Source organism: Nodosilinea sp. FACHB-141 (assembly GCF_014696135.1).
Lineage (GTDB): Bacteria > Cyanobacteriota > Cyanobacteriia > Phormidesmidales > Phormidesmidaceae > Nodosilinea.
The window spans coordinates 43,198-65,155 of the sequence record NZ_JACJPP010000021.1 but is presented as its reverse complement, the minus strand read 5'-3'; the positions used below and the strand labels follow the sequence as shown (position 1 = coordinate 65,155).

The window sequence follows — 21,958 nt, the reverse complement described above, 5'->3', positions numbered from 1 at the left end:
TGCCAACGTCCACAGAGTTTGAGCAGCAGTGGCTTAGCATTCCTCACGTTAAACCACCTGCGATAGGTGTCGTTCCATGTGCAGGGTCAGAATGGTCTGATTGACTGGGGTGCAATAGGGGCTACTCCCGGACATAGCGATCGCACAGAACTGTTCCAAAAACGGCGTGCCCACCACCTCGAACCTCACCTTGGGTTCCTAGGCATTTTGCAGACAGATTCGATTGAGGCAATGCAGAATCTAACAGCACAGTTGCACCCTGCGGCGCGTCGGCGCGCCGCAGGGTGCAACGTCTAGCAACACTTACGCTTGAGCGTCAAGAAACTCTACTTCTTAGGAGTGGAGTAAAGTTTGGGGTTGGGAATCGGAGCCTCACCCTCAGGACCTTGAGGTTCTGGATTTTCCAGATACTCAAACTCACCTTTGCCATCAGGGCTAGGACCTTTGGCCCAACGCCCCTGCTCGCTTTCGGTGCCTTCTGACAGATTCCAGAACTGGTAAGAGACGTCCTGTTTCTCCTGCGATCGCGAGAATCGGCTGGGCACCGGCACGTCTTCTAAGCCATCGGCCTTGAGTTCTTCGATCGCTGCCAGCCACTGATTTTGGTGCATAGTATCGCGAGCAATCATGTAGCTCAAGGTGTCTTTGACGCCGGGGTCGGTAGACATTTCGTACAGGCGCACGGCCTGGAGACGGCCCTGAGCTTCAGCCTGCACGTTGGAGTAAAAGTCAGCCATCAGGTTGCCCGAGGCCACGATGTAGTTACCGTTCCAGGGATAGCCTGTGCTGTCGGCGGGCAGCGCACCACCGCCAGCTACGATGGCATGTTTGGGGTTCATGCTAGACATGATGATATCTTCAGTTTTCATGCCGCCCATTACCCCTTCTACAATGGGGTCCAAAGCGGATTTTTCTTGAACATCCGCAGGGGCTTTGTCAACCAAATGAGCAATCATATTGGCCAACATCTCAACGTGGCCAATTTCCTCGGTGCCAATGTCGAGCATCATGTCTTTGTATTTTGCAGGACCTCGGCAGTTCCAGCCTTGAAATAGGTACTGCATCATCACAGACATTTCACCGAAAGGCCCGCCAATCAACTCTTGTAGCTGTTTTGCATAAACCGGATCGGGCTTTTCAGGCTTAGTGAAATATTGCAAGCGCTTCTTGTGGTAAAACATGAATCTTTTTGGTGAACAGCATTGGAAAGAGCATTAGAAGTTTGCTCCTCTACTGCACACATGGTTGCGAAATGAAAATGGTTTCTTATCTCTCAAAGGGGTCATTAAAACGCACTCTTGATCAATCTGCCCCCATAGCTGTAGAGAGGCTCGTGCTAAAGGTCTATCTGCTCCTCCTGCTAAATTAGTAGAACGCTTTAGTCTCTGTGGTTACATTGTTGTTCGACGGGCTGAGCATTCCTACAACCTCCTTTCTTCTCACCCCTGCCTCAGGCGCACCTTTACAACCAGCAATCCCTTAACTACCGTGAGGGATAGCCCTTTGCCCTTTTGTGAAATTCTCCTATGCAGTACCGCCGCTTTGGTCGCACTGAGCTTCAGATGCCCGTATTTTCCTGCGGTGGCATGCGGTATCAGCACTCATGGAAAGATGTACCGCCAACCGATATTCCTCGCAAGAATCAGGAGAATTTAGAGGCCACTATTCGCCGAGCGCTGGAGGTGGGCATTAACCATATCGAAACCGCGCGGGGCTATGGCACGTCTGAAATTCAGCTGGGACAGATTTTGCCGGGGTTAGAGCGAGAGAGCCTGATTGTGCAAACTAAAGTCTCCCCCACGGCTGACCCCGCTGAGTTTCGCCAAAATCTAACTCAATCGCTGGCCAACCTGCGCTTAGACACTGTCGACCTGCTTGGCCTCCACGGCATCAACACCGCCGAAATTTTAGATTGGACCCTGCGTCCTAGCGGCTGCATGGAGGTGGCTCGCGAGTTTCAGCGCCAGGGGCGGGTGCGGTTTATTGGCTTTTCGACCCATGCGCCGACGGCAGTGATTCAGCAAGCGATCGCCTCCGATGCCTTCGACTACGTCAACCTGCACTGGTACTACGTGAATCAGGATAACTGGGCTGCGCTCGACACCGCCCAGCGCCACGATGTCGGCGTCTTCATCATTAGCCCATCCGATAAAGGGGGCCACCTCTACAGTCCCCCGGCCAAGCTAGTGGACCTGTGCAATCCGCTCAGCCCAATGGTGTTCAACGATCTGTTTTGCCTCAGCCATCCCCAGGTGCACACCCTCAGCATTGGTGCGGCGCGCCCCACTGATTTTGACGAACACCTCAAGACCCTGCCTCTGCTAGAAGACGCCGACGCGCACCTCAAACCCGTGCTCGATCGCCTGCACCGCCACGCCCAAACTGTACTGGGCGAGGACTGGCTGCACACCTGGAAAATCGGTTTGCCCAGCGCCGACGAGACTCCGGGCCACATCAACATCCCTGCTATTTTGCGGCTGCGCAACCTGCTGCTCGCCTTTGATATGGAAGACTACGCCAAGGCTCGCTACAACATGCTGGGCAACGCGGGTCACTGGTTCCCTGGCGAAAAGGCCGAGAATCTGAGCCAGGTAGATCTATCCGAATGCCTATGCCGCAGCCCTCACGCCGAGAAAATTCCGCATCTGCTGGCCGAGACCCACGCCGCATTGGCCGGTCAAGCGATGGCTCGACTGTCGAATGCCTAAATGGTTTATCAAAGTTGAATATGTAGGTTCAGCAGATTACAGACATGCTTTCTTGTCTTCATCTAGCCCCCACCCTACATCCCTCTCCCAAGTTGAAAGAGGGCTTTGAAGTCTGATTCCGGCTCCCCTCTCATCCCTGCGAGAGGGGCCGGGGGTGAGGCCTGCGGAGAATTTGCAATCTACTGAGTCGAATGGCGCGATCGCAGAATTCAACAAAACCCAGTCCGGCGCTGGGTTTCGCTGCATTTCACCAACCTACGGGGAGCTAATTTTTTAACTTTATGAAACCACTGCCCCATAGGCCATGCCAGGGCTTCATCATATATTGATGGTGAATTCTCTCAAATTCAGAACTTTTCTGAGAAGAGATTTTAAGACTTTGTTACGATAAACACAAATGCACAGGAGAACCATTCCCCATGCCTCACACCTCTTCTCAAAAGTCCGTTGTTATCTCTCCCTCCATTCTCTCGGCGGATTTTAGCCGCTTGGGCGAAGAGATCAAGGCCGCTGATGAAGCCGGTGCCGACTGGATTCATGTGGATGTGATGGATGGTCGCTTTGTGCCCAACATTACCATCGGCCCCCTGATCGTTGAGGCGATTCGCCCCGTCACCCAAAAGCCCCTCGACGTGCACCTGATGATCGTTGAGCCTGAAAAGTATGTGGCCGATTTCGCTAAGGCTGGCGCTGACATCATCACTGTTCATTGCGAGCACAACGCCTCACCCCACCTGCACCGCACCCTGGGCCAGATCAAAGAGCTGGGCAAAGAGGCGGGCGTGGTGCTTAACCCCGGCACCCCGCTGTCGCTGATTGAGAATGTGCTCGACCTCTGCGATCTGGTACTGATTATGAGCGTTAACCCTGGCTTTGGTGGCCAGAGCTTCATCCCCACCATGGTCGACAAAATTCGCGCCCTGCGCACCATGTGCGACGAGCGTGGTCTAGATCCTTGGATTGAAGTGGATGGTGGTCTGAAGGCCAACAATACCTGGCAGGTGCTAGAAGCTGGGGCCAATGCGATCGTGGCTGGTTCAGCGGTGTTCAATGCGCCCGACTATGCGGCGGCGATCGAAGGCATTCGCCACAGCAAGCGCCCTGCTCCTGAGCTGGCCGCTGTCTAGTTCGCTCAACAGTGGAATTTAACACTGTCTACTTCTCTGAGTTGTAGACGCTAGGGGGGTGAGATCAGCATCTAAGCTGACTCCCCCTTTTTTGTTGTGGGAAAGCGTCCGTCAAGACCATCCAGAATTGCCAAAATCCAAGTCTATTCCCTGTTCTTCACCCTGCTTTCTTTCGCAACGTCACACTAAATTCTGCTTGGTTAAACCTCCGATTCTATTGGGCAAGTGCCATAGAGCCTCTGGCTCGACTATGCCTAAGCCCTTACGGTTTCGCTTGTCGGGAGTCGGGGTTATGTGATGCGGGTTTGGTATCAGGTCGGTTTTTCCCTGCTGGTCAAGGTGATTGTCTTCGGCTGGCTCAAGTGTTGAATGAGGTCTTTTTGCACCTGCTGGTAGAGGTCATCGCTTTCGCCCTTGAAGGCCACGACGCCGTACACCTGAACCGATTCTTGCTCGCGCCCGGCCAGGAAGTGGGTGCCGTGATCGACGGTGATGATGTGGTCTTTCACCAGGTCGTAGCAGGGCTGAGTGATGAGCAGATCGGTGCCCACCATTTTGGTCAGCCCCTCAATGCGGCTGGCCACGTTCACGGTGTCGCCAATGGCGGTATATTCTAGCCGCTGCACCGACCCCACATTGCCCACCACTAGCTCGCCATAGCTGATACCAATGCCGTTGTAGAGCGGCGGCAGTCCTTTTTCTTTGAGAATAATGCGCAGGCTGGCGAGCGCCTTTCGCATGGCTAGGGCGGCAGAGATAGCCCCCAAGGCATCTTGCTCTGGCCCGAGGGATTTGGGTGCGCCGAACTCGGCCATCACCGCGTCGCCAATGAATTTGTCGATGGTGCCCCGGTGCTCCAGAATGGCATCCACCATCACATCCAGGTAGGAGTTGAGCAAGCTGACGGTTTCAACTGCCCCCAGCTGATATGAAATGCGGCTAAATCCGCGAATATCTGAAAACAGCACCGCCGCCTGAAACTTTTGCCCCACGGTGAGGCTAGTAAAGTCTTCGGGCTGGTTGAGAATTTCTTGGGCCACCGACGGGGCCACGTAGCGCTCTAGGGTGCGGCGCAAGCGCTGTTCTTCGAGTCGGTTGCTGACGGCCCCGGTGGCGATGTAGGTAACACCACCCATGCCCAGACAGGCGACGGGGATAGCGACGGGCATGAGGCGATCGCCATGCACCATCAGTAGATAGGCCAGCGCTCCCCAGGTGGCGATCGCACCCAAAAAGCCCACTAGCCTGGGCACGGGCTGCGTAAAGCGATAGCCGAGCCATAGACCGATGGCCCCAATGGCGACCGCCGTCAGCAATCCTTGGGCTAGAGGGTTGGCAATCGCAGCGTTGACCACCCGATCCTCCATCAGCGCGGCGAGGGCGTGGGCATGGATTTCAACCCCCGGCATGGCCTCATCGCTGGGGGTGCGCTTGCGGTCTTGAAACGACGTGGCCATGGGGCCAATTAGCACGATCTTGCCCTCAAACTGATCGGCGATTAGGGGCCAGTTATTAGGGTCAAGCAACTGCACAAACGACACCACCGGAAAACTGCCTGCTGAGCCGTAAAAGAAGAGCTGTTGGCTCTGGCGCTTTGGGTTGGGGTAGTTGGCTGCCGCCAGGGTGGCGCCTGCGAGGGACGGTAAATCATCGGAGAATTTGTGGGCCTGCCGCAGGGTTTCAATGCCGCGATCGGGAAAGGCGCGATGCTTGCCGTCGGCATCGACCTCTAGGTTAATGAGGCCCACCTGAGTCTGGCTGCTATAGACGGGCTGTAACAGGTTGGTAAATAGACCAAAGTCGCTGCTTGAAACGTCGTAGGCGGCGGCTAGGGCTACGCGATCGCCCCACCGAGTCAGGGTTTCTTCTAAAACCGCATCATCGTCGGGTCCGTAGCCGCTAGGGTCAACTAGCAACACGTCAAGGGCCACCGCCTTAGCCCCAGCGGCCATCAGCTGCTCAATCGCTTGGGCATAGGCTTGGCGCTGCCACGGCCAGATCGCCAGAGGCTCCAAAAACGGATAGCGTTCTGGATCGGCTTGGTACAGGTCGCCCTGGGTCAGCGAATATTCGTCAATGCCCACAATCACAATTTCCTCGGGTGGGGGCACCGGCCCCCGCAGCCGCAGCAAAAACGACTGAGCCTGGCCCTCAATCAACACAATCCACGGGTGCTGGGAGGTGAGGGCGATCGCCCCAAACACCGCCCAGCTTACCATCAGCCCATGCCCAATCTGAAAGATACGTCGATAGGATTTAACCATGGCAACCGCTCCCTAAGACGCCAACGCTGAACGAGTGGCTCTGGGATGTGCCAGAGCCTGGCAGCACCCCTATTCCTCACTGTCTGCAAGCTTCCCATGCTGGAAGCTTACCTCTAGAACGGAAAGGGAAATCGGATTGGCGGGGTGGGAATGGCGGGCACCCAATAGTAGGGCAATGGTATCCCTGGGAACAGTTGCTCGAAGGAGCGGCGCAGGTTAGCCATGCCAGGTATTTCTACCGCAAAACCGTCAATCAGCGGACCTTCTAAAAGGTCAATAAAATCCTCTGGGCTTAGGGGTGTAATCACCGCCTCGTCATCTTCGGCATCCACGATGACCTGCTGCCCCTCTGCCAGGGTAATCGAATCCGCTGGCGCAAAGTCTACGGTTTCTGACTGGGTTTCATCAGTTGGTTTAGCGTCTTCGCTATCGACCGGTGAAGAGTTGCTCTGCTTAGGGGCAGTGAGGAAAAGAGACGGTCCAGTGAATGGCCCGCCGGTCGGTGTAGTTGGCGTAGTTGGCGTAGTTGTTGGCGTAGTTGGTTCAGGGGTAACGACAGGGTCAGGGGTGACGACGGGGTCAGGGGTGACGACGGGGTCAGGGGTAACGACAGGGTCAGGGGAGCCTACAGGTGATGGCTCAGCCGGAGACGTAGATGGCTCCATAGGATTAACGAAGGGTACTACCGGGTCGGTGGAAGGCACCGCCGGGTCTAGGGATGGGTTACGTGGGTCAAAGTCGTCGGCCATCGGCTCAATGGGTTCGGGGTTGCGCGCCACCACCACTTCCCCTTCGAACACCTGAACAATGGTTTCCCCAGTCTCGGTGACTTCGATGGTATAAATTGTGCCTCGCACTCCAGCAACGACTGAGGTCGAGCAGCCGTTGAGGTTGCCGTTGACCAGTAGCGTGCCTCGGTTGAGTTGGGCACATTGACCCACCACCAGACTAGAGTTGTGGGCTAGGCGCGCCACGGCCCCAGTGTTGAATCGCAGCGACGCCCGAGCATCCCTCGTTCTGACCTGCTGGCGCTGCTGAGCTACGCTGTTGACCTGGGCTGCGCGGTTTTGAATGTAGACCTGGTTGCTGTCTAAAATTTCGGTCACGGTAGCGGCCGAGATCGACTGGCCCTGGGCCCGCTGCCCCGGTATGGCTAGCAGGCTGCTGCCTACCAGCGCCGCTCCCATGAGTCGCGCAAAACGTCCCCAGCTTGTGCTGGATTGTAGTCTAAGCCCCGATATCCAAAAAGACGCCATCATAAATTCCACTGAGTTGCCTTGATAGGATCTATACACAGGCAACATCCCAAATTCAGCATAGATTGCGAAACTTAACCTGCCAGAAAGCTAGCTGAACACATCGGGCAGATTGGGGTCGTGCACCTGGCCCAGGTCAGGCAGCAGAGCGCTGACCTCATCGGGTGACTCGGCAATCATCGTCAGTAGGTCATAGGCCTCCATCGGCTTGCCAGTTTGTGCCGACAGACGATGGGCGTAGTAACGCAATTGGGCCATAATGCGCGGTTCGGCCTGGCGCAGATACATACACAGGCAGGCCCGCGCCTGGGCCTCTGGATCGCGCCCCAAAAAGTAGGCTAGGGCAGCCAGCAGATCGCGCTCGTAGTCAGGCAGGGTTTGGGGATCAATGGGCATATTGATGCGAATAGAAAGGGCCTAGGGCAGAAACCGCTAAGGGTTGGCGTTGGCTTTTGATACTACCCGTTCGCCCGTAAAGCGGTCCAGAAGGCGATCGCCTCACCGCCACCTGGTTCTTCAAAGTAGGGTGATGCAAAGAAGCACCGGACAGTTTGTCTGGTGCTTCTTTGCATCACTTGCTAGCCCCGATTCCTAGCCAGGGGTTGCTGGGGCGCGGGCTTCACCTTTCTCGAACACCTTCTCGGTAATCAGGCGTGACCCCTGCTTGCGGGTGAAGTAGTTGGCTACCCACTGGGTCATGACCACGAGCTTGTTGTCAAACTCGATCAAGTAAAAGATGTGCACAAACAGCCACACGAACCAGGCAAAGAATCCGGTGAGTTTAGCCCAGGGTAGGTTGACGACAGCGGCGTGACGACCGATAACCGCCAGGCTGCCGGTGTCTTTGTACTCAAACGGGGGAAGGGTATCGTTTTTGAGCTGCTTTTGAATGAGTTTGGCTACGTATTTGCCTTCCTGCATGGCGACGGGGGCTACTCCGGGCAGGGGGCGATCGCCCTGGTGGGCAAAGTGGGCCAGGTCACCAACCACAAAAATATTCGGGTGGGTAGGCAGGCTGAGGTCATTGTTGACGATGACTCTGCCTGAGCGATCGCGCTCTGCCCCGGTGCTCTCAGCCAAAATGCCGCCCATGCCGGGGTCACGCACTCCGGCTGCCCAGAGCACGGTGCCTGCCTGCAGGGTAGTGACCTCATCCCCTTGCTTCAGGGTAATTTGGTGACCCGAAATATCCGTTACCAGAGACTGGGTTAGCACCTCGACACCCATTTTCTCTAGGTCGGTGTTGGCACGGGTCGATAGCTCGGGTGGGAAGGGCGGCAGCACCCGATCCATGCCCTCAATCAATAGAATGCGGCTATCGGTGGTGTCAATGTGGCGAAAGTCGTTGGGTAGGGTATGAAAAGCCAGCTCAGCCAGCGCTCCGGCCAGCTCTACCCCAGTGGGTCCGCCGCCCACAATCACAAAGGTGAGCAGGGTTTGTCTAAGCTCGGGGTCAGCAGTGTTCTCGGCTTTCTCAAAGGCGGCAAAGATGCGGCGACGCATTTCTAGAGCATCTTCTACAGTTTTGAGACCGGGGGCTACCTCGGCCCAGTCGTCGCGGCCAAAGTAAAAGTGGCTCATACCCGTGGCCACAATCAGGCTGTCGTAGGGCACAATGCGGCCGTCGGCGAGGCTGACCATCTGCTGGCCAGGGTCGACATTGGTGACCTCCCCCATCAGTACCCGTGTGTTCTTTTGGGCGCTGAGGATGCCGCGCAGAGGAGAGGCAATGTCGCCGGGGGAGAGGCCGCCGGTGGCCACCTGGTACAGCAGCGGCTGAAACAGATGGAAATTGCGCTTGTCGATTAGGGTGACTTCCACGTCGGCGCGACCGAGCTGCTGGGCGGCGTAGAGACCACCAAAGCCGCCACCAATAATCACCACCTGATGTTTGCCGGAGGTAACGGGCGGCACCTCAACGGTGGGAGAGGTGTCTTCACGGGCTGTGTCTTGGGCCCTAGCGGCTTGGTCGGAGCGTGAGACAGTCTGCATGGCAATACCAGGGAAGCAGGTCGTTACTTTTCGTTATAAAGCAGGATACCGCTAAATACTGTGCGCTGTGCTATATCCGTGCAGCTTCATGCAGCCTGTCCAAGATTATGACAAGTTGAGTCTGAGGGGTTTCGATCGCAGGGGTCAGGCTGGTAAATTAAAAGATCTGATTTTTGTGGGCCTTATCCGATCAATCTGGACAATATCGCGTTTGGGCTGCGGTAAGGGGGCTAAAATTTGGGGAGCTTTCCTGCGCCTCGACGAAGGGGTGAGGAGGGCCGACCTCGCGATCGCAGGGAGACGAGAAATAGGGCTATGACGCTGATCGTACAGAAATATGGCGGCACCTCCGTAGGCACCGTGGAGCGCATTCAGGCGGTGGCCCAGCGGGTGAAAGCCACGGTAGAGGCTGGTCACTCGGTAGTGGTGGTGGTGTCGGCCATGGGCAAAACCACTGACGGCCTGGTGAAGCTTGCCAACGACATTACCGATCAGCCCAGCCGCCGCGAGATGGATATGCTGCTGTCAACTGGCGAGCAGGTGACCATTGCCCTGCTGACCATGGCCCTGCACGCCCTGGGGCAAGAGGCCATTTCCCTGACCGGTGCCCAGGTAGGCATTGTCACCGAGGCTGAGCACACCCGCGCCCGCATTCTAAAAATCAAGACCGATCGCCTCCAGCGCCACATCAACGAAGGTAAGGTGATTGTGGTAGCTGGCTTCCAGGGCATTAGCCAAACTTCTGACCTGGAAATTACCACCCTGGGCCGGGGCGGATCTGACACCTCGGCGGTGGCGCTGGCGGCAGCACTTCAGGCTGAAAAGTGCGAAATCTATACCGACGTGCCGGGCATTCTCACCACCGACCCGCGACTAGTGCCCGAGGCCCAGCTGATGGATGAGATCACCAGCGATGAAATGCTGGAGCTGGCTAGCTTGGGAGCCAAAGTGCTGCACCCCCGGGCGGTGGAGATTGCCCGCAACTACGGCGTTACCCTGGTGGTGCGATCGAGCTGGACCGACGAGCCAGGCACCCGCGTGGTTTCTCCACGGCCTCAACCCCGGCCCTTAGAGGGGCTAGAGCTGGCCCACCCGGTGGATGCCGTGGAGTTTGACACCGACCAAGCCAAGGTAGCGCTGCTGCGCATTCCCGATCGCCCCGGTATTGCCGCGCGGCTGTTTGGTGAGCTGGCCACCCAAGCGCTAAACGTCGATTTGATCATTCAATCTATCCATGAAGGCAATACCAACGACATCGCCTTCACCATGGTCAGGGCGAACCTCAACCGAGCCGAGGCGGTGGCCGAGGCCATTGCCCCAGCGCTGCGCAGCAACCCCACCGACACCACCCAGGCGGAGGTGATGATTGACCAGCGCATGGCCAAAATTAGCATCGCTGGGGCGGGCATGATTGGTCGCCCTGGGGTGGCCGCCAAGATGTTCTCCTCCTTGGCAGCGGCAGGGATCAACATTCAGCTAATTTCGACATCAGAGGTGAAAGTTAGCTGCACCATTGACGTGGCAGACTGCGATCGCGCCATTGCGGTCCTCTGTGGTGCCTTTGAGGTCACCTCGTCTCCCATGCCTCAAGGCGCATCGTCCACGGGCGCTGCAGCCCCAGTGGTGCGCGGCGCAGCCCTAGACACTAAGCAAGCTCGGGTAGCTATTCGCCGCGTGCCCGATCGCCCTGGTATGGCGGCCCACATCTTTCAGCTGCTGGCCACCCACGGGGTCAGTGTAGACATGATCATTCAGTCACAGCGCTGCCGGCTGGTGAATGGCCAGGCCACCCGCGATATTGCCTTTACTGTGGCCCAGGGCGATGCCCAAACCGCCAAAGCCGTAGTGGAGTCTGCCGCTGCCGAGCTAGGCTTGGGGGATGTAGCGGTGGATGAGGCGATCGCCAAGGTTAGCGTCGTCGGCACCGGCATGATCTATGCTCCTGGCGTGGCCGCGCGCATGTTCAAAGCGCTTTCAGAGCAGGGCATTAACCTGCAAATGATTGCCACCTCGGAGATTAAAATTAGCTGTGTAGTGACCGAAGATGAGGGCGTTACGGCTCTGCGGGCTGTGCACAACGCCTTTGGCCTCGCGGGTCTGGAGCGCACGGTGGTGCCTGCCTAGAATACCTGCCTGATCCAGTTGTCCTCACTGTTTAGCAGCGCTCCTGAGGTTATGAATGGCTGGCTGAGGGGAGGCGCGCGTTTTGCAGAAGGCTTTGCAGGAGGCGTTTCCTATAACCAGACTGTCGCTCCTTAGGAATCGCAGTGCAAATCTGACAATTTCTTGGGCGTGTTGCTTAGGTCGTAGTTTGGCTTAGTAGGGCCTAAATACTAAAAAACACCGATGCTCACAGCGGTGCTCAGTCCCCTAAGGGGGGCAAAAGTATAACTTTCACAAAAGGCTCTACACGACCGAGGGGTGCTAAACCCTGCTAGGAACCACTTTCTTAGCCCCAGCAGGCTGAACGCGGAACTTGACCAGATTGGCCAACTCTTGCAGTTGGTGAATGGCCTCGGCGCCTTCCAGCTTCATCAGCTCGCGATCGTCGCGCATTTCGGTCCAGGTGATGCCGTAGTCGGACACCAAAAAGCGAATCAGGTGGTCATCGCCCAGGCTCACCATGAAGGAAGCGCTGTTCATTTGGCCGCCACAGGTGTAGCAGGAGGCTAGATAGCCCATTTCCTCAAGCACGGTGGCCAGTGCTTGCAGGTTCATAACCAGGTCTCTAACAAATTGACGGTGCTGCTCGGCTAGTCTGACAAACATAACGACACTCCTCGTTACCCATAGAAATTGTAGCCCAAAAATTAATTAATTCTTAAGATACTAAATATGTTGCTCACCTTTTGGTTAAGCAATCCATCCATCTTAGCTACCCTGACGCAGATCTGCCCTCTCAAAAGCTAAATCTATCCTTCACTGGTTGTCATGCCCCCGCAGACGTAGGCTGTGAAAGCATTGTGTAGATTGTGAAAACTTGAGAACTTGTGCGTTTTAGCGTGAAGGCGGGCTTTAGCGGGATCTGAAAATGCACATTGCATAGGTTAGACAGTAAATTGAGACCCCACGGTAGCCGTCACAACTAAATGGCGGTTTATGGCCACAATGTCATGCAATGTTATAGATCTGCGGTGGCTAAGCTTGCGGGTTTGATAGCCCAGGAGTGGTCCTCTGCCAGCTCTAGGGTGACTTGGTGATAGTCAACTAGCGATTCGCGGTGCCCCACGCTGACAAAGGTGGTGCCGGTGTGATGCAGATGGTCGTAAAGCTTGGCCTCGTTGGCCAAATCGAGGGCGCTGGTGGCCTCGTCGAGAATGGCAAATTCGGGCTGGCTGACTAGAATTCGGGCAAAGGTAAGTCGCTGCTGCTCGCCTAGAGAGAGCACGTCGCCCCATTCTTCTACGGCATCAAAACCGCCAAAGCGCTCGGCCAAGTTCGCCAAATTGACCTTTTCTAGGGCAGTTTGGAGGCTAGCATCGTCTACCGCTTGGCTGGTGTTGGGGTAGAGCAGCTGCTCTCGCAGGGTGCCGAGAATCATGTAGGGCTTTTGGGGCAAAAAGAGAATGTTGTCTAGCTCGGGGCGGTAAATGGTGCCGCTGCCGGAATGCCAGAGACCGGCGATCGCCCTCAATAGCGAACTTTTGCCGCAGCCGCTCGGCCCCACAATTAGCAACCCGGTTTTGTCAGGAATATTGATAGAGAGATTTTCGACTAGGGTGCGCTGGTAGTTGGGGGTTTGCAGAGTGAACTGCTTCAGCGCTAGGGAAGCTGAGGTCTCAATGGCGATCGTGGGATGGTCTATGGATTCTGGAGAGTCTTCCGCTGTGGAACCGTCTATGGATGCTGATGGCTCTGCTACCGCTTCAACCTCGGGCTCTAGGTGATTGAGGGCTTCGGCAAAGCTATAGAGGCGATCGATGCCCGCGCCAAAGGAGGTCAATTCTGAGAACCGAGCCACGACGACGTTGAGGGAAAAGAACACCCGCACAAAGGCTCCCTGGGCCTCAGAGACTTTGCCCACTTCGAGATCGCCGGAAAACACCGCTGGAGCCACCACGATCGCCGGCAGCACAAAGGGAATGAACTCGTAGGCGTTGGTCAGGGCGTTGAGGTTGAGTTCCCAGATGATTAGCTTTTTGAAATTTTCAAAGGCGGCCATGAAGCGGTTATTCACCTGGCTGGCCTCTTGGGCTTCGCCTCGGTAAAATGCGATCGCCTCGGCATTCTCACGAATGCGCACCAGGCTAAAGCGAAAGTTGGCCTCGCGCTTAAGCTGCTCAAAGTTGAGGCGTACCAGGGGCTGACCAAAGATCCCTACCGTCACTAGTGTTCCTAAAACGGCGTAGAGCACCAGGAAGCCCACCAGATTTTTGGAGATGCCCCACAGCACGCCGCTAAAGGCGATTACCTGCAAGACGGAGCTGACAACGACTAACAGGAGCGCCAAAGATTGCTGGGTGAAGTTCTTCACGTCCTCAGCAATGCGCTGGTCGGGGTTGTCGATGTCGGGGTGGAACTGCTGAATGTCGTAGAAGGCGCGATCGCCAAAGTAGTCGGCCACAAACCGCCCGGTCAGCCAGCGTCGCCACTCTAGCCCCAGCCGCTTTTGCAGGTAGTCGTAGCCCGCCATCAGCGGTGCGTAGGCCACAAGCACGCCGACAAACACCAGCACCGTCTCCCAAAAGCGGGCTTCGTCTTTGGCAGAGAGGGCCGAGATCAGCACGCCGCGCTTGTTGTTGAGCACCACGCTGAGGCCAGTGTAGCCCAGCAAAAACACCGCAATCAGCAGCAGCAGGCCCCCGGCTTTCCACTTTTCGTCGCCAAACCAGTAGGACTTGGCGATCGCCCAAAACCGTCTGAACCCTTTCAGGTTAAATCGTTCCATGCCGGTGCAAAATCTCCCGCTGCGCTAAGGGTGCTTTGGGGATCTTACAAAAGTTAAACCTTTTGTGCCGGGCTACTGAGCTGTCAGTGCCCCCATTTTGCCGCTTTGGTAATCGGTTACAGCCTGGTAGATTTCTGCAGAGGTGTTCATCACAAAGGGGCCGTGGCCGACGATGGGCTCGTCGATGGGGGCACCCGAGAGCAGCAGGGCCTTGGTGTCTTGCAAGCAGTCGAGGATGAGGGTGGTGTGGGCGCGATCGCAGATGCCAATCTCCGCTTCAGAAATTGGCTCCGACCCACCGACGCGCACCGATCCCTTCAGCACTACCAGCAGGGTAGTGTGGCCCTCGGGCAGTTCAAGAGTCACCTGTCTACCACCGCTCAGCCGCAGATCCCACATATTAATGGGGGTAAAGGTCTGGGCTGGCCCCTGGGCGTTTTGGAATTCTCCAGCAATCACCCGCAGGCTACCCTGGCCCTCGGGCAGCTCGATGGTGGGAATGCGATCGCTTGTAATGCCCTGGTAGCGGGGCGCAGACATTTTGTCTTTGGCCGGCAAATTCACCCACAGCTGCACCATCTCAAAGGGACCGCCATGCTTAGCGAAGTTTGGCCCGTGAAATTCTTCGTGGACCAAGCCCGCCGCTGCCGTCATCCACTGCACATCTCCAGGGCCAATGATGCCGCCGCCCCCGGCCGAGTCGCGGTGCTCGACCTCGCCGTCGTAGACGATGGTGACAGTCTCAAAGCCCCGATGGGGGTGTTCGCCCACGCCGCGCCGGGCAGTGGTCGGCGAAAACTCGGCTGGCCCGGCATAGTCAAGCAGCAGAAAGGGGCTAATGGTTTGGCCCAGACCGTTGTAGGCCATTAGCGTCCGTACCGGAAAACCATCACCCACCCAGTGGCGACCTTGGGATCGCTGAATGCTGCGCAGGGTTTTAGCGGTGCTGGGTTGGTTGAGGGTCGGCATAATGGCGGCCTTGCTTAGCGGAGGACGGTTACAGGAGTTGGCTGATATTTTCGTAGAGGGTTGCGATCGCACAGGTAAACCCAATACTGGCAAATTCGACTGTGCTCCCCTCTTGATAATTGTAGGAAATCCACAGGTTGTCTGACTGGTACTGAAATTGCTCGAATAACACCTGTTTTTGATGAATGAGAGCGTTGAAAGATAACTATCTGTCTATGACTTACATTGGTCATTAAGGATTGGGCTAAACCTATGACCGCAACGTCTCTGGCAAAAACTGCTCCGCGCACAATTCCCCAAAACCAGTGGCATCGAGCAACCTGGGCCGACTATGTAGCGCTGCGGGATGACCCGAGCGGAGAGCACACAAAACTGGCTTTTAACGAAGGATGGCTGTGGGTCACGATGGATGCAGAAGGCATTAGCCACGCGGCAGTCAGCGATTTGTTCACCAGCTTGCTTTTTCTGTGGGCTATTCAGCACCCAGAAGAGGTTTTCAGCTCTCTGGGACGGTGCTTGTTGGAACGGGCAGAGGTGAGGGCCAGTGCGCCCGATCTTGTCCTGTATGTCGGCGCTGACTATCCTCAGTGGCAGCCGGGGGAGCCGCGTCGAATTGATTTGAACCAAATCCGAGTGCCTAATCTGGTGGGCGAAATCTCTGACACCACCCTGGCCAGCGATCTTGATGAGAAGAAGCACCTCTATGCCGCCCTCGGCATTCCGGAATATTGGGTAGTAGATGTGCGGGGGCAGCGGGTGTTTGCCTTTTTGCGGCAGGAGAATGGTGAGTACTTGCCCTGCGAAACCTCTCAGGCGCTGGCAGGTCTGCCCATTGCCCTGCTGGATGAAACCCTGCAACGGCTGGCCCAGGGCACTAATACCAGCGCAGCAGCTTGGTTCAGTCAGCAAATGACAACATTGACCCAGGAGCAGCCCCGATGAGACCTGCAACTAATTTCCCGCGTCGATCGCTGGCGATCGCCCGCCGCCAACGCAAAATCATGGCTCTGCTAACGGCCCTGGGCGTAACCCTAATAGCCCGACCGTTGGCTTCTCAAACCTTGCCCCTGCCCGACCACCTGGTTCCGCTAACCTCAGCAGAGGGGCAGATGCTGTTGCGAGACAGCGAAGCTCTGGCGGATTATGTGCCGCTCACGAGCCAGTTTGTCACTCAGGTGAACCAGGCGTTTTGCGGGGTGGCTAGCACGGTGATGGTGCTCAACGCGCTGGGGGTTCCGGCCCCCTTGGCCCCGGAGTGGGAGCGCAACTACTTCACCCAGGAGAATGTGTTTAACGAGCAGACCGAGGCGATTATTGCTAAAGATGCGATCGCCCGTCAGGGCCTCACCTTGTCAGAGCTGGAAGGGATTCTCGAAACCTACCCCGTGCAGGCTGAAACTCACCACGGCGGCGATGTAAGCCTAGAGGAGTTTCGCAGCTTGATTCGCACCAACCTAGAGACTTCCAACAGCTACGTGCTGATCAACTACCTGCGCCGGGCGATCGGCCAGGAAAGCGGTGGCCACATTTCGCCCGTTGCCGCCTACGATGCTGATACTGACCAGTTTTTGATTTTGGACGTGTCGCGCTACAAATATCCGCCCGTGTGGGTGCAGGCAGAGAGACTGTGGCAGTCCACCAACACAGTAGATTCGGTGTCGGGCAAGACGCGGGGGTTTTTGCTGGTGCAGGCGCGGTAGCTAACTATTTCAGGCTTCCAATCCAACCATCGTTGGCCCTGCCCGAGTTGGTGTAGACCGATAGGTCAGACCTCAAACAGGCGATCGCCCCGGTGCAGACGGTAGGCAATGTCGTAGGTTTGAGCCTGCGATCGCGTCGTTGGCGAGTGGGCCGCCAAGTACCGGGCCGCAGCTACCAGGGCATTGATGCCCTCAGGGCCATGACCCAGGACCGCATAGAGCTGAAAGGCGGCTTCTAGGGATTGAATCACGTGGAAATTGCGATCTTCTCGCAGCATCAACTGACCCAGCTGCGCCATCAACCGCTGCGGATTGCCACCGCTGTAGAGGTATTGGGCCACCAACTTGCCCATAGCCTGCACCTGCTGTTGCCGATCCAACAAATCTGACAGTTGCGTGAGCAACGCCTCGGGATCGTCTACGGTGTCGTCACCGTCGGGTAGGCGGGCCGGGGGCACGTTGAGGAAACGGTTTAGGTATACCGCCACGGCGGCATCAAAGACCCCCCGTAGCAGCTCGGGGCTAGGGCAGCGCGTCAGCCCCTGGAGTACCGTATTAGCGTAGGTGAAGGGGTGATGGGCCGCGTTCCAGTCGCCGTGGTCGTTGTTGGTGTTGAACTGGGCCACCCGCAGGGCCGCCGCGTAGGTGACGAGGCTGGCCAGTTGGGGTTCGGTGCAGCCCTGGCGGAGGGCGTCGACCAGAGCGGTTACGGTGGCCTGAGGGTCATCCCCCAGGAGCAGAGGCAGCAGCTCAGATACCCCTGACCATTGCCCCCGTTGAGCCTGGCCAGTCTCTAGGGCAGCGGGTAGGTCGGCAAAGGCGGCCTCTACCATGGCGACCAAATCTACCGGGTAGCGCCAGGCGTTGGCCTCTTCCATGCGAGTAGCCTGGGCTAAGCTCGGCATCAGGCTGGCGAGCACGGACTCGGCCTCCTGCCACTGCACTTGATCTAACGCCTCCAGGGCCTTATTGATGAAATCTAGCGTATGGCCCTCGTCGAGGTAGCGATGGTCAGTGGCGGCAGCAAACAGCATCTCGGCAATTTGGGCGGGGGAAAGTTTAGCCCGGACGGCGGTTAATACACAGCGTTCTGCCGCCTCGCTGTCGCGCCGTTCAATGAACTGTCGAAACCAAGCTTTGAGGGTGGCAAAGTCTGGCTGCGTTTGGGGTAGGGGATGCACAGGAAAGTGGGGCGGGGCTCCAGCACTGTCTCGGGCTACGGCAGATAATCCTTGATACAACGCTCGGGGGCGATCGCTCTCCTCCAGGGTGGGCAGCAGATTCATCAGGGCTGTCAGGATGGTTAACCCCGTATCCCAGCCAGATTTGAGGTGGCGAGTGCCAAATGCTAGCCCCACTCGAAAGGGCTCACGGGCGGAAACCTCATCCGCCAGCAGGGCAATTACCGATTTGGCAATCACCAGCGACAGGGTCTGCTCCAGACCGTCCTGGAGACGCTGCCGTTGGTGCGATCGCCCATCCACCCGGGGCGACAAATCCAGCCAAATCTCTCCGTCTTGAAGGTGCACCGGAAAGGCCCGCACATCATCAGCCCAGGCATCGAAGGTGCCACCGCTGGCCAGATCAAAGCGAGCATAGTGCCACGGACAGGTGAGAATGCCATCTTTGCAAACACTGCCCTGCAACGGAAACCCCATGTGGGGGCAGCGGTTGTCAATGGCGTAAACCTGACCGTCGGTATAAAATAGGGCAATAGCGTGCCCCTGCAACTGAACCCGAAGGCTACCTTCTTGAGCCAGGTCAGCCAGGGTAGCTGCACGAACTAGGGACGCGGCAGAGGATACCTGCGGGGCCGTAACCATAATTAGTAATGAAAGGCTATAGGTATTACCAAAAGCTTATCCCCTGCATTTGTTGACGGCAGAAGCATATTGCAAAGTGTGTATGCCCTTAGCTCGCGCCAATAGCTGACGCTGCGCTAGCACTTCACGGCGGAAATGCATCCATTGTCACGCCAGCCCTGGCTTGCGGCAGGCGTCTCGCCTGAACGACGATATTTGAGAAATTTCCATTGCCTAGCAATAGGCAGCCAGCGATCGCGCCACCGCCCCATGCTTTTCCAACACCACCGGCAAATCCAGCGTCAGTAAACCCTCGGGGTTCAGCACCTCTCTGCCGTGGATGAAGCTGTAGTCGACGCGATCGATCGTGCAGAAAATGAGCGCTGCGACAGGGTCGTAGGTGGTGCCTGATAGCGCTAGGCGATCGAGATTCACAGTGACAAAATCCGCCGCCATACCGGGGGCTAGGTAGCCAATATCGGTGCGACCCAGCACTTTAGCACCGCCGCGAGTGGCGATTTCTAGCGCTTCACGGGCGGTCAGTGCCCCGGCATTTTCTTCCCGCACACGAGCCATGAGAAAGGCCTGGCGAACCTCGGCCAGCAGGTGGCTGCCGTCGTTAGAGGCCGACCCATCCACCCCCAGTCCCACGGGCACGTTGTGATCCAGCATTTTCCGAATTGGGGCCATGCCACTGGCCAAGCGCATGTTGCTACAGGGACAGTGGGCCACCCCGGTACCGGTCTGACCAAAGCTGTGGATGGCTTTGTCGTCGAGCTTGACGCAGTGGGCGTGCCACACATCTTCCCCCAGCCAGCTGACGGAGGCGGCGTAGTCGCCGGGGGTGAGGCCAAAGGTGTCGAGGCTGTATGTGACGTCGGATTTGTTTTCGGCCAGGTGGGTGTGCAGCCGCACGCCGGGATAGCTACGGGCCAGGGCCGCCGATTCTCGCATCAGCTCGGTCGAGACGCTGAAGGGCGAGCAGGGAGCCAGGGTAATGCGCACCAGGGCGTAGGGGTCGTTGTCGTGGTACTGCTCAATCAGCCGCTGGGAGTCTTTAAGAATGTCGGCTTCGGCTTCCACAATCGAGTCGGGGGGCAGGCCGCCCTTGCTCTCGCCCATGCTCATGCTGCCCCGGCTGGCGTGGAACCGCAGCCCGGTTTGGCGCACCGCCTCGATTTCGTCATCCAGGGTGCAGTCGTTGGGGAAGAGGTAGAGGTGGTCGCTGGCAGTGGTGCAGCCCGAGTAGATCAGCTCGGCAGCGGCGACCTGGGCGCTGAGGGCGATCGCCTCAGGGGTGAGCTGCTGCCACAACGGGTAGAGGGCGCTGAGCCAGTCGAACAGCGACGAGTTTTGTGCCCCTGGCACCACTCGGGTGAGAGTCTGAAAAAAGTGATGGTGGGTGTTGACCAGGCCGGGCAGCACCAGGTGGCGATCACCCAGATCCAGCACCCGATCGGCTGTCTGGGGAAGTTCTTCAGTAGTACCTACCTGCTCAATCACGTGGTCGCAAATGAACAGCGCTCCCGAGCGAATTTCTCGCCGCTGGTCATCCATAGTGACCAGGGTGTGAATGTTCTTGACTAGAAGAGTTGGCACGGTGAGCAGCCTTGTAACGCAGCATTAGCAGCGGACTGTAGCAGGTCGTTCGCTAATGCTGATGTTTTCCCCCATGCAAAATTAGATTTTGAACGGTTGTAGCAGGATCGACGGCCCCAGCCTAAGATAGCCCGATAAATTTCTGAAATAGCTTTACCTTGTCGCCGTAGGGGGGGTAACGCCAGTCCATATCCATCCAGAAGGGCTTTTTGAGCACACTCTTGAGGTGGGAGAAGGTATTGAAGCTGTGTTGACCGTGGTAGCTGCCGACGCCGCTGCTGCCGACGCCGCCAAAGGGTAAATCCCAGACGGCGATCTGCAAAATCACGTCGTTGATGCACACCGAGCCCGCCGTGGTGCGGTCGAGCACCTGTTCCTGCATCTGGCGATCGCGCGTAAATAGATACAGGGCCAGGGGTTTGGGCTGCTGGTTGACCGCGGCGATCGCATCCCCCAAATCCTTATAAGTGAGAATTGGCAGAATGGGGCCAAAGATCTCCTCCTGCATAATCGAATCATCCCAGCCGATGCCGTCGATTAGGGTAGGAGCGATGTAGCGATCACTGCGCTCGTGCTGCCCCCCAGCAAGAATATTGCCCTGGTTCAGTAGGCCCACCAGGCGGTCGAACTGGCGATCGTTGACCACCCGCGAAAGGTCAGGGCTGGTGGCGGGGTCATCCCCGTAGCAGGCCTGAATGCGCTGCTGGAGCGCGGCTACCAACCCGTCCTTAACCCGCTCATCGACGAGCAGATAGTCGGGAGCCACGCAAGTTTGCCCCGCATTGAGAAATTTGCCCCAGACAATGCGCCGGGCCGCAACCTCCAGGTTGACGTCGGCATCGATGATGCAGGGGCTTTTGCCGCCTAGCTCTAGAGTGACTGGCGTGAGATGCTGAGCCGCAGCCTGCATCACAATCTTGCCGATCCGCTCACCGCCGGTAAAAAAGATGTGGTCAAATTTCTCGGCCAGCAGCGCTTGGGCGGTGTCCACGCCGCCTTCCACTAGGGCTACGTAGGCGGGGTCAAAGGTGTCTGCTATCAGCCGAGCCAGCACTTTAGAGGTAGCTGGGGCCAGCTCCGAGGGTTTGAGCATGGCGCAGTTGCCAGCAGCGATCGCCCCCATCAGCGGCGACACAATCAGCTGAAAAGGGTAATTCCAGGGACCGATAATCAGCACTACCCCCAGAGGTTCGGGCTGAACCCAGGCAGAGCCGGGCAGCTGGCTCAGGGGCAGCGAGGTCTTGCGAGGTTTGACCCAGCGGTGCAGATGCTTGATCGCGTAGTCCAACTCGCTGATGGTGCCGACCTCAAAGTAGCCCTCAAACTCAGGGCGTCCCAGGTCTTGCCTAGCGGCATCAATAATGTCTGCCTGATAGTTGACGATCGCCGCTCGCAGCGCTTTGAGCTGGGCGAGACGAAAGTCGAGGCCGCGAGTGGCCCCGGTGGCCCAGTAGGCTCGCTGGCGTTGCAGCAGGTCGGCGATGGGAGCGGTAGCGGCAACGTTGGTCATGGTTAACCTCTGGCAGGGGGGCTGGTTTCAGAGCTAACTCATCTGCTCTATCCTACTAAAGAGCTACCTAAGGATTTGGACGTTTCATCATGTTGAAATCAGTTTTTCGCCTTGTCTTTGGGGTTGCTCTGGTTATGATTACT

General features: G+C 57.3%; 16 protein-coding genes. 5 read left to right on the top strand and 11 right to left on the bottom strand.

Features of this window, described 5'->3' with window-relative positions:
• Positions 1 to 326 precede the first annotated feature (326 nt).
• Positions 327 to 1,181: a manganese catalase family protein gene (locus H6F59_RS21225; protein WP_190519164.1), complete on the bottom strand. Its 855-nt coding sequence runs from the start codon at positions 1,179 to 1,181 to the stop codon at positions 327 to 329.
• Between the two features lie 345 nt (positions 1,182 to 1,526).
• Between H6F59_RS21225 and H6F59_RS21220 the strand changes: the two genes are divergently transcribed.
• On the top strand, positions 1,527 to 2,708 hold the full coding sequence (locus H6F59_RS21220; RefSeq protein ID WP_190705238.1) for an aldo/keto reductase: 1,182 nt from the start codon (positions 1,527 to 1,529) through the stop codon (positions 2,706 to 2,708).
• A 419-nt stretch (positions 2,709 to 3,127) separates the two neighbouring features.
• Complete coding sequence (gene rpe, locus H6F59_RS21215; RefSeq protein WP_190705235.1) at positions 3,128 to 3,835, top strand: ribulose-phosphate 3-epimerase; 708 nt, start codon at positions 3,128 to 3,130, stop codon at positions 3,833 to 3,835.
• Between the two features lie 311 nt (positions 3,836 to 4,146).
• On the opposite strand, the gene H6F59_RS21210 is transcribed toward rpe, so the two are convergent.
• The 4 genes from H6F59_RS21210 to H6F59_RS21195 all read right to left on the bottom strand — a co-directional run bounded on the left by H6F59_RS21210 (position 4,147) and on the right by H6F59_RS21195 (position 9,347).
• On the bottom strand, positions 4,147 to 6,099 hold the full coding sequence (locus H6F59_RS21210) for a CHASE2 domain-containing protein (protein ID WP_190705232.1): 1,953 nt from the start codon (positions 6,097 to 6,099) through the stop codon (positions 4,147 to 4,149).
• A gap of 113 nt (positions 6,100 to 6,212) precedes the next feature.
• Positions 6,213 to 7,286, bottom strand: a complete 1,074-nt coding sequence (locus H6F59_RS21205; protein ID WP_190705229.1) for a hypothetical protein — start codon at positions 7,284 to 7,286, stop codon at positions 6,213 to 6,215.
• A 159-nt stretch (positions 7,287 to 7,445) separates the two neighbouring features.
• Entirely contained in the window at positions 7,446 to 7,751 is a 306-nt protein-coding gene (locus tag H6F59_RS21200) for a hypothetical protein (RefSeq protein ID WP_190705226.1), read from the bottom strand.
• 195 nt (positions 7,752 to 7,946) lie between these two features.
• Positions 7,947 to 9,347 (bottom strand): NAD(P)/FAD-dependent oxidoreductase, encoded by a 1,401-nt coding sequence (locus H6F59_RS21195; protein ID WP_190705223.1) that lies wholly within the window; start codon positions 9,345 to 9,347, stop codon positions 7,947 to 7,949.
• A 315-nt stretch (positions 9,348 to 9,662) separates the two neighbouring features.
• On the opposite strand from H6F59_RS21195, the gene H6F59_RS21190 reads away from it, so the two are divergent.
• A complete protein-coding gene (locus H6F59_RS21190; protein WP_190705220.1) occupies positions 9,663 to 11,471 on the top strand; it encodes an aspartate kinase in 1,809 nt (602 codons plus the stop codon).
• A gap of 300 nt (positions 11,472 to 11,771) precedes the next feature.
• On the opposite strand, the gene H6F59_RS21185 is transcribed toward H6F59_RS21190, so the two are convergent.
• The 3 genes from H6F59_RS21185 to H6F59_RS21175 form a co-directional block, all read right to left on the bottom strand.
• Entirely contained in the window at positions 11,772 to 12,116 is a 345-nt protein-coding gene (locus H6F59_RS21185) for a DUF1815 family protein (RefSeq protein ID WP_190705218.1), read from the bottom strand.
• A gap of 352 nt (positions 12,117 to 12,468) precedes the next feature.
• Entirely contained in the window at positions 12,469 to 14,235 is a 1,767-nt protein-coding gene (locus tag H6F59_RS21180) for an ABC transporter ATP-binding protein/permease (protein WP_190705215.1), read from the bottom strand.
• Between the two features lie 72 nt (positions 14,236 to 14,307).
• The gene (locus tag H6F59_RS21175; RefSeq protein ID WP_190705211.1) at positions 14,308 to 15,204 is read right to left on the bottom strand and encodes a pirin family protein; all 897 of its coding nucleotides are present in this window, start codon (positions 15,202 to 15,204) and stop codon (positions 14,308 to 14,310) included.
• A 252-nt stretch (positions 15,205 to 15,456) separates the two neighbouring features.
• Here H6F59_RS21175 and H6F59_RS21170 point away from each other — a divergent pair, with 252 nt between their 5' ends.
• Together H6F59_RS21170 and H6F59_RS21165 are read left to right on the top strand one after the other, a co-directional pair.
• Entirely contained in the window at positions 15,457 to 16,146 is a 690-nt protein-coding gene (locus H6F59_RS21170; RefSeq protein WP_190705208.1) for a Uma2 family endonuclease, read from the top strand.
• Positions 16,143 to 16,904 (top strand): phytochelatin synthase family protein, encoded by a 762-nt coding sequence (locus tag H6F59_RS21165; RefSeq protein ID WP_242021614.1) that lies wholly within the window; start codon positions 16,143 to 16,145, stop codon positions 16,902 to 16,904. The genes H6F59_RS21170 and H6F59_RS21165 overlap by 4 nt, the downstream gene beginning before the upstream one ends.
• A 65-nt stretch (positions 16,905 to 16,969) precedes the next feature.
• Here the strand turns inward: H6F59_RS21165 and H6F59_RS21160 are convergent, their stop codons facing one another.
• The 3 genes from H6F59_RS21160 to H6F59_RS21150 all read right to left on the bottom strand — a co-directional run bounded on the left by H6F59_RS21160 (position 16,970) and on the right by H6F59_RS21150 (position 21,815).
• Positions 16,970 to 18,727 carry a Rieske (2Fe-2S) protein gene (locus H6F59_RS21160; protein ID WP_190705205.1) on the bottom strand — a complete coding sequence of 586 codons (1,758 nt, stop codon included), beginning with the start codon at positions 18,725 to 18,727 and terminating at the stop codon, positions 16,970 to 16,972.
• 213 nt (positions 18,728 to 18,940) lie between these two features.
• Positions 18,941 to 20,305: an 8-oxoguanine deaminase gene (locus H6F59_RS21155; protein ID WP_190705201.1), complete on the bottom strand. Its 1,365-nt coding sequence runs from the start codon at positions 20,303 to 20,305 to the stop codon at positions 18,941 to 18,943.
• Positions 20,306 to 20,426: 121 nt separating this feature from the next.
• The gene (locus tag H6F59_RS21150) at positions 20,427 to 21,815 is read right to left on the bottom strand and encodes an aldehyde dehydrogenase (protein ID WP_190705198.1); all 1,389 of its coding nucleotides are present in this window, start codon (positions 21,813 to 21,815) and stop codon (positions 20,427 to 20,429) included.
• Positions 21,816 to 21,958 lie beyond the last annotated feature (143 nt).

Excerpts from the sequence above, each read along its gene's own strand:
- rpe (WP_190705235.1), top strand. The coding sequence starts at position 3,128 with ATGCCTCACACCTCTTCTCAAAAGTCCGTTGTTATCTCTCCCTCCATT.
- H6F59_RS21190 (WP_190705220.1), top strand. The coding sequence starts at position 9,663 with ATGACGCTGATCGTACAGAAATATGGCGGCACCTCCGTAGGCACCGTG.
- H6F59_RS21220 (WP_190705238.1), top strand. The coding sequence starts at position 1,527 with ATGCAGTACCGCCGCTTTGGTCGCACTGAGCTTCAGATGCCCGTATTT.
- H6F59_RS21170 (WP_190705208.1), top strand. The coding sequence starts at position 15,457 with ATGACCGCAACGTCTCTGGCAAAAACTGCTCCGCGCACAATTCCCCAA.
- H6F59_RS21185 (WP_190705218.1), bottom strand. The coding sequence starts at position 12,116 with ATGTTTGTCAGACTAGCCGAGCAGCACCGTCAATTTGTTAGAGACCTG.
- H6F59_RS21195 (WP_190705223.1), bottom strand. The coding sequence starts at position 9,347 with ATGCAGACTGTCTCACGCTCCGACCAAGCCGCTAGGGCCCAAGACACA.
- H6F59_RS21165 (WP_242021614.1), top strand. The coding sequence starts at position 16,143 with ATGAGACCTGCAACTAATTTCCCGCGTCGATCGCTGGCGATCGCCCGC.
- H6F59_RS21205 (WP_190705229.1), bottom strand. The coding sequence starts at position 7,286 with ATGGGAGCGGCGCTGGTAGGCAGCAGCCTGCTAGCCATACCGGGGCAG.
- H6F59_RS21150 (WP_190705198.1), bottom strand. The coding sequence starts at position 21,815 with ATGACCAACGTTGCCGCTACCGCTCCCATCGCCGACCTGCTGCAACGC.
- H6F59_RS21225 (WP_190519164.1), bottom strand. The coding sequence starts at position 1,181 with ATGTTTTACCACAAGAAGCGCTTGCAATATTTCACTAAGCCTGAAAAG.
- H6F59_RS21180 (WP_190705215.1), bottom strand. The coding sequence starts at position 14,235 with ATGGAACGATTTAACCTGAAAGGGTTCAGACGGTTTTGGGCGATCGCC.
- H6F59_RS21160 (WP_190705205.1), bottom strand. The coding sequence starts at position 18,727 with ATGGTTACGGCCCCGCAGGTATCCTCTGCCGCGTCCCTAGTTCGTGCA.
- H6F59_RS21210 (WP_190705232.1), bottom strand. The coding sequence starts at position 6,099 with ATGGTTAAATCCTATCGACGTATCTTTCAGATTGGGCATGGGCTGATG.
- H6F59_RS21200 (WP_190705226.1), bottom strand. The coding sequence starts at position 7,751 with ATGCCCATTGATCCCCAAACCCTGCCTGACTACGAGCGCGATCTGCTG.
- H6F59_RS21175 (WP_190705211.1), bottom strand. The coding sequence starts at position 15,204 with ATGCCGACCCTCAACCAACCCAGCACCGCTAAAACCCTGCGCAGCATT.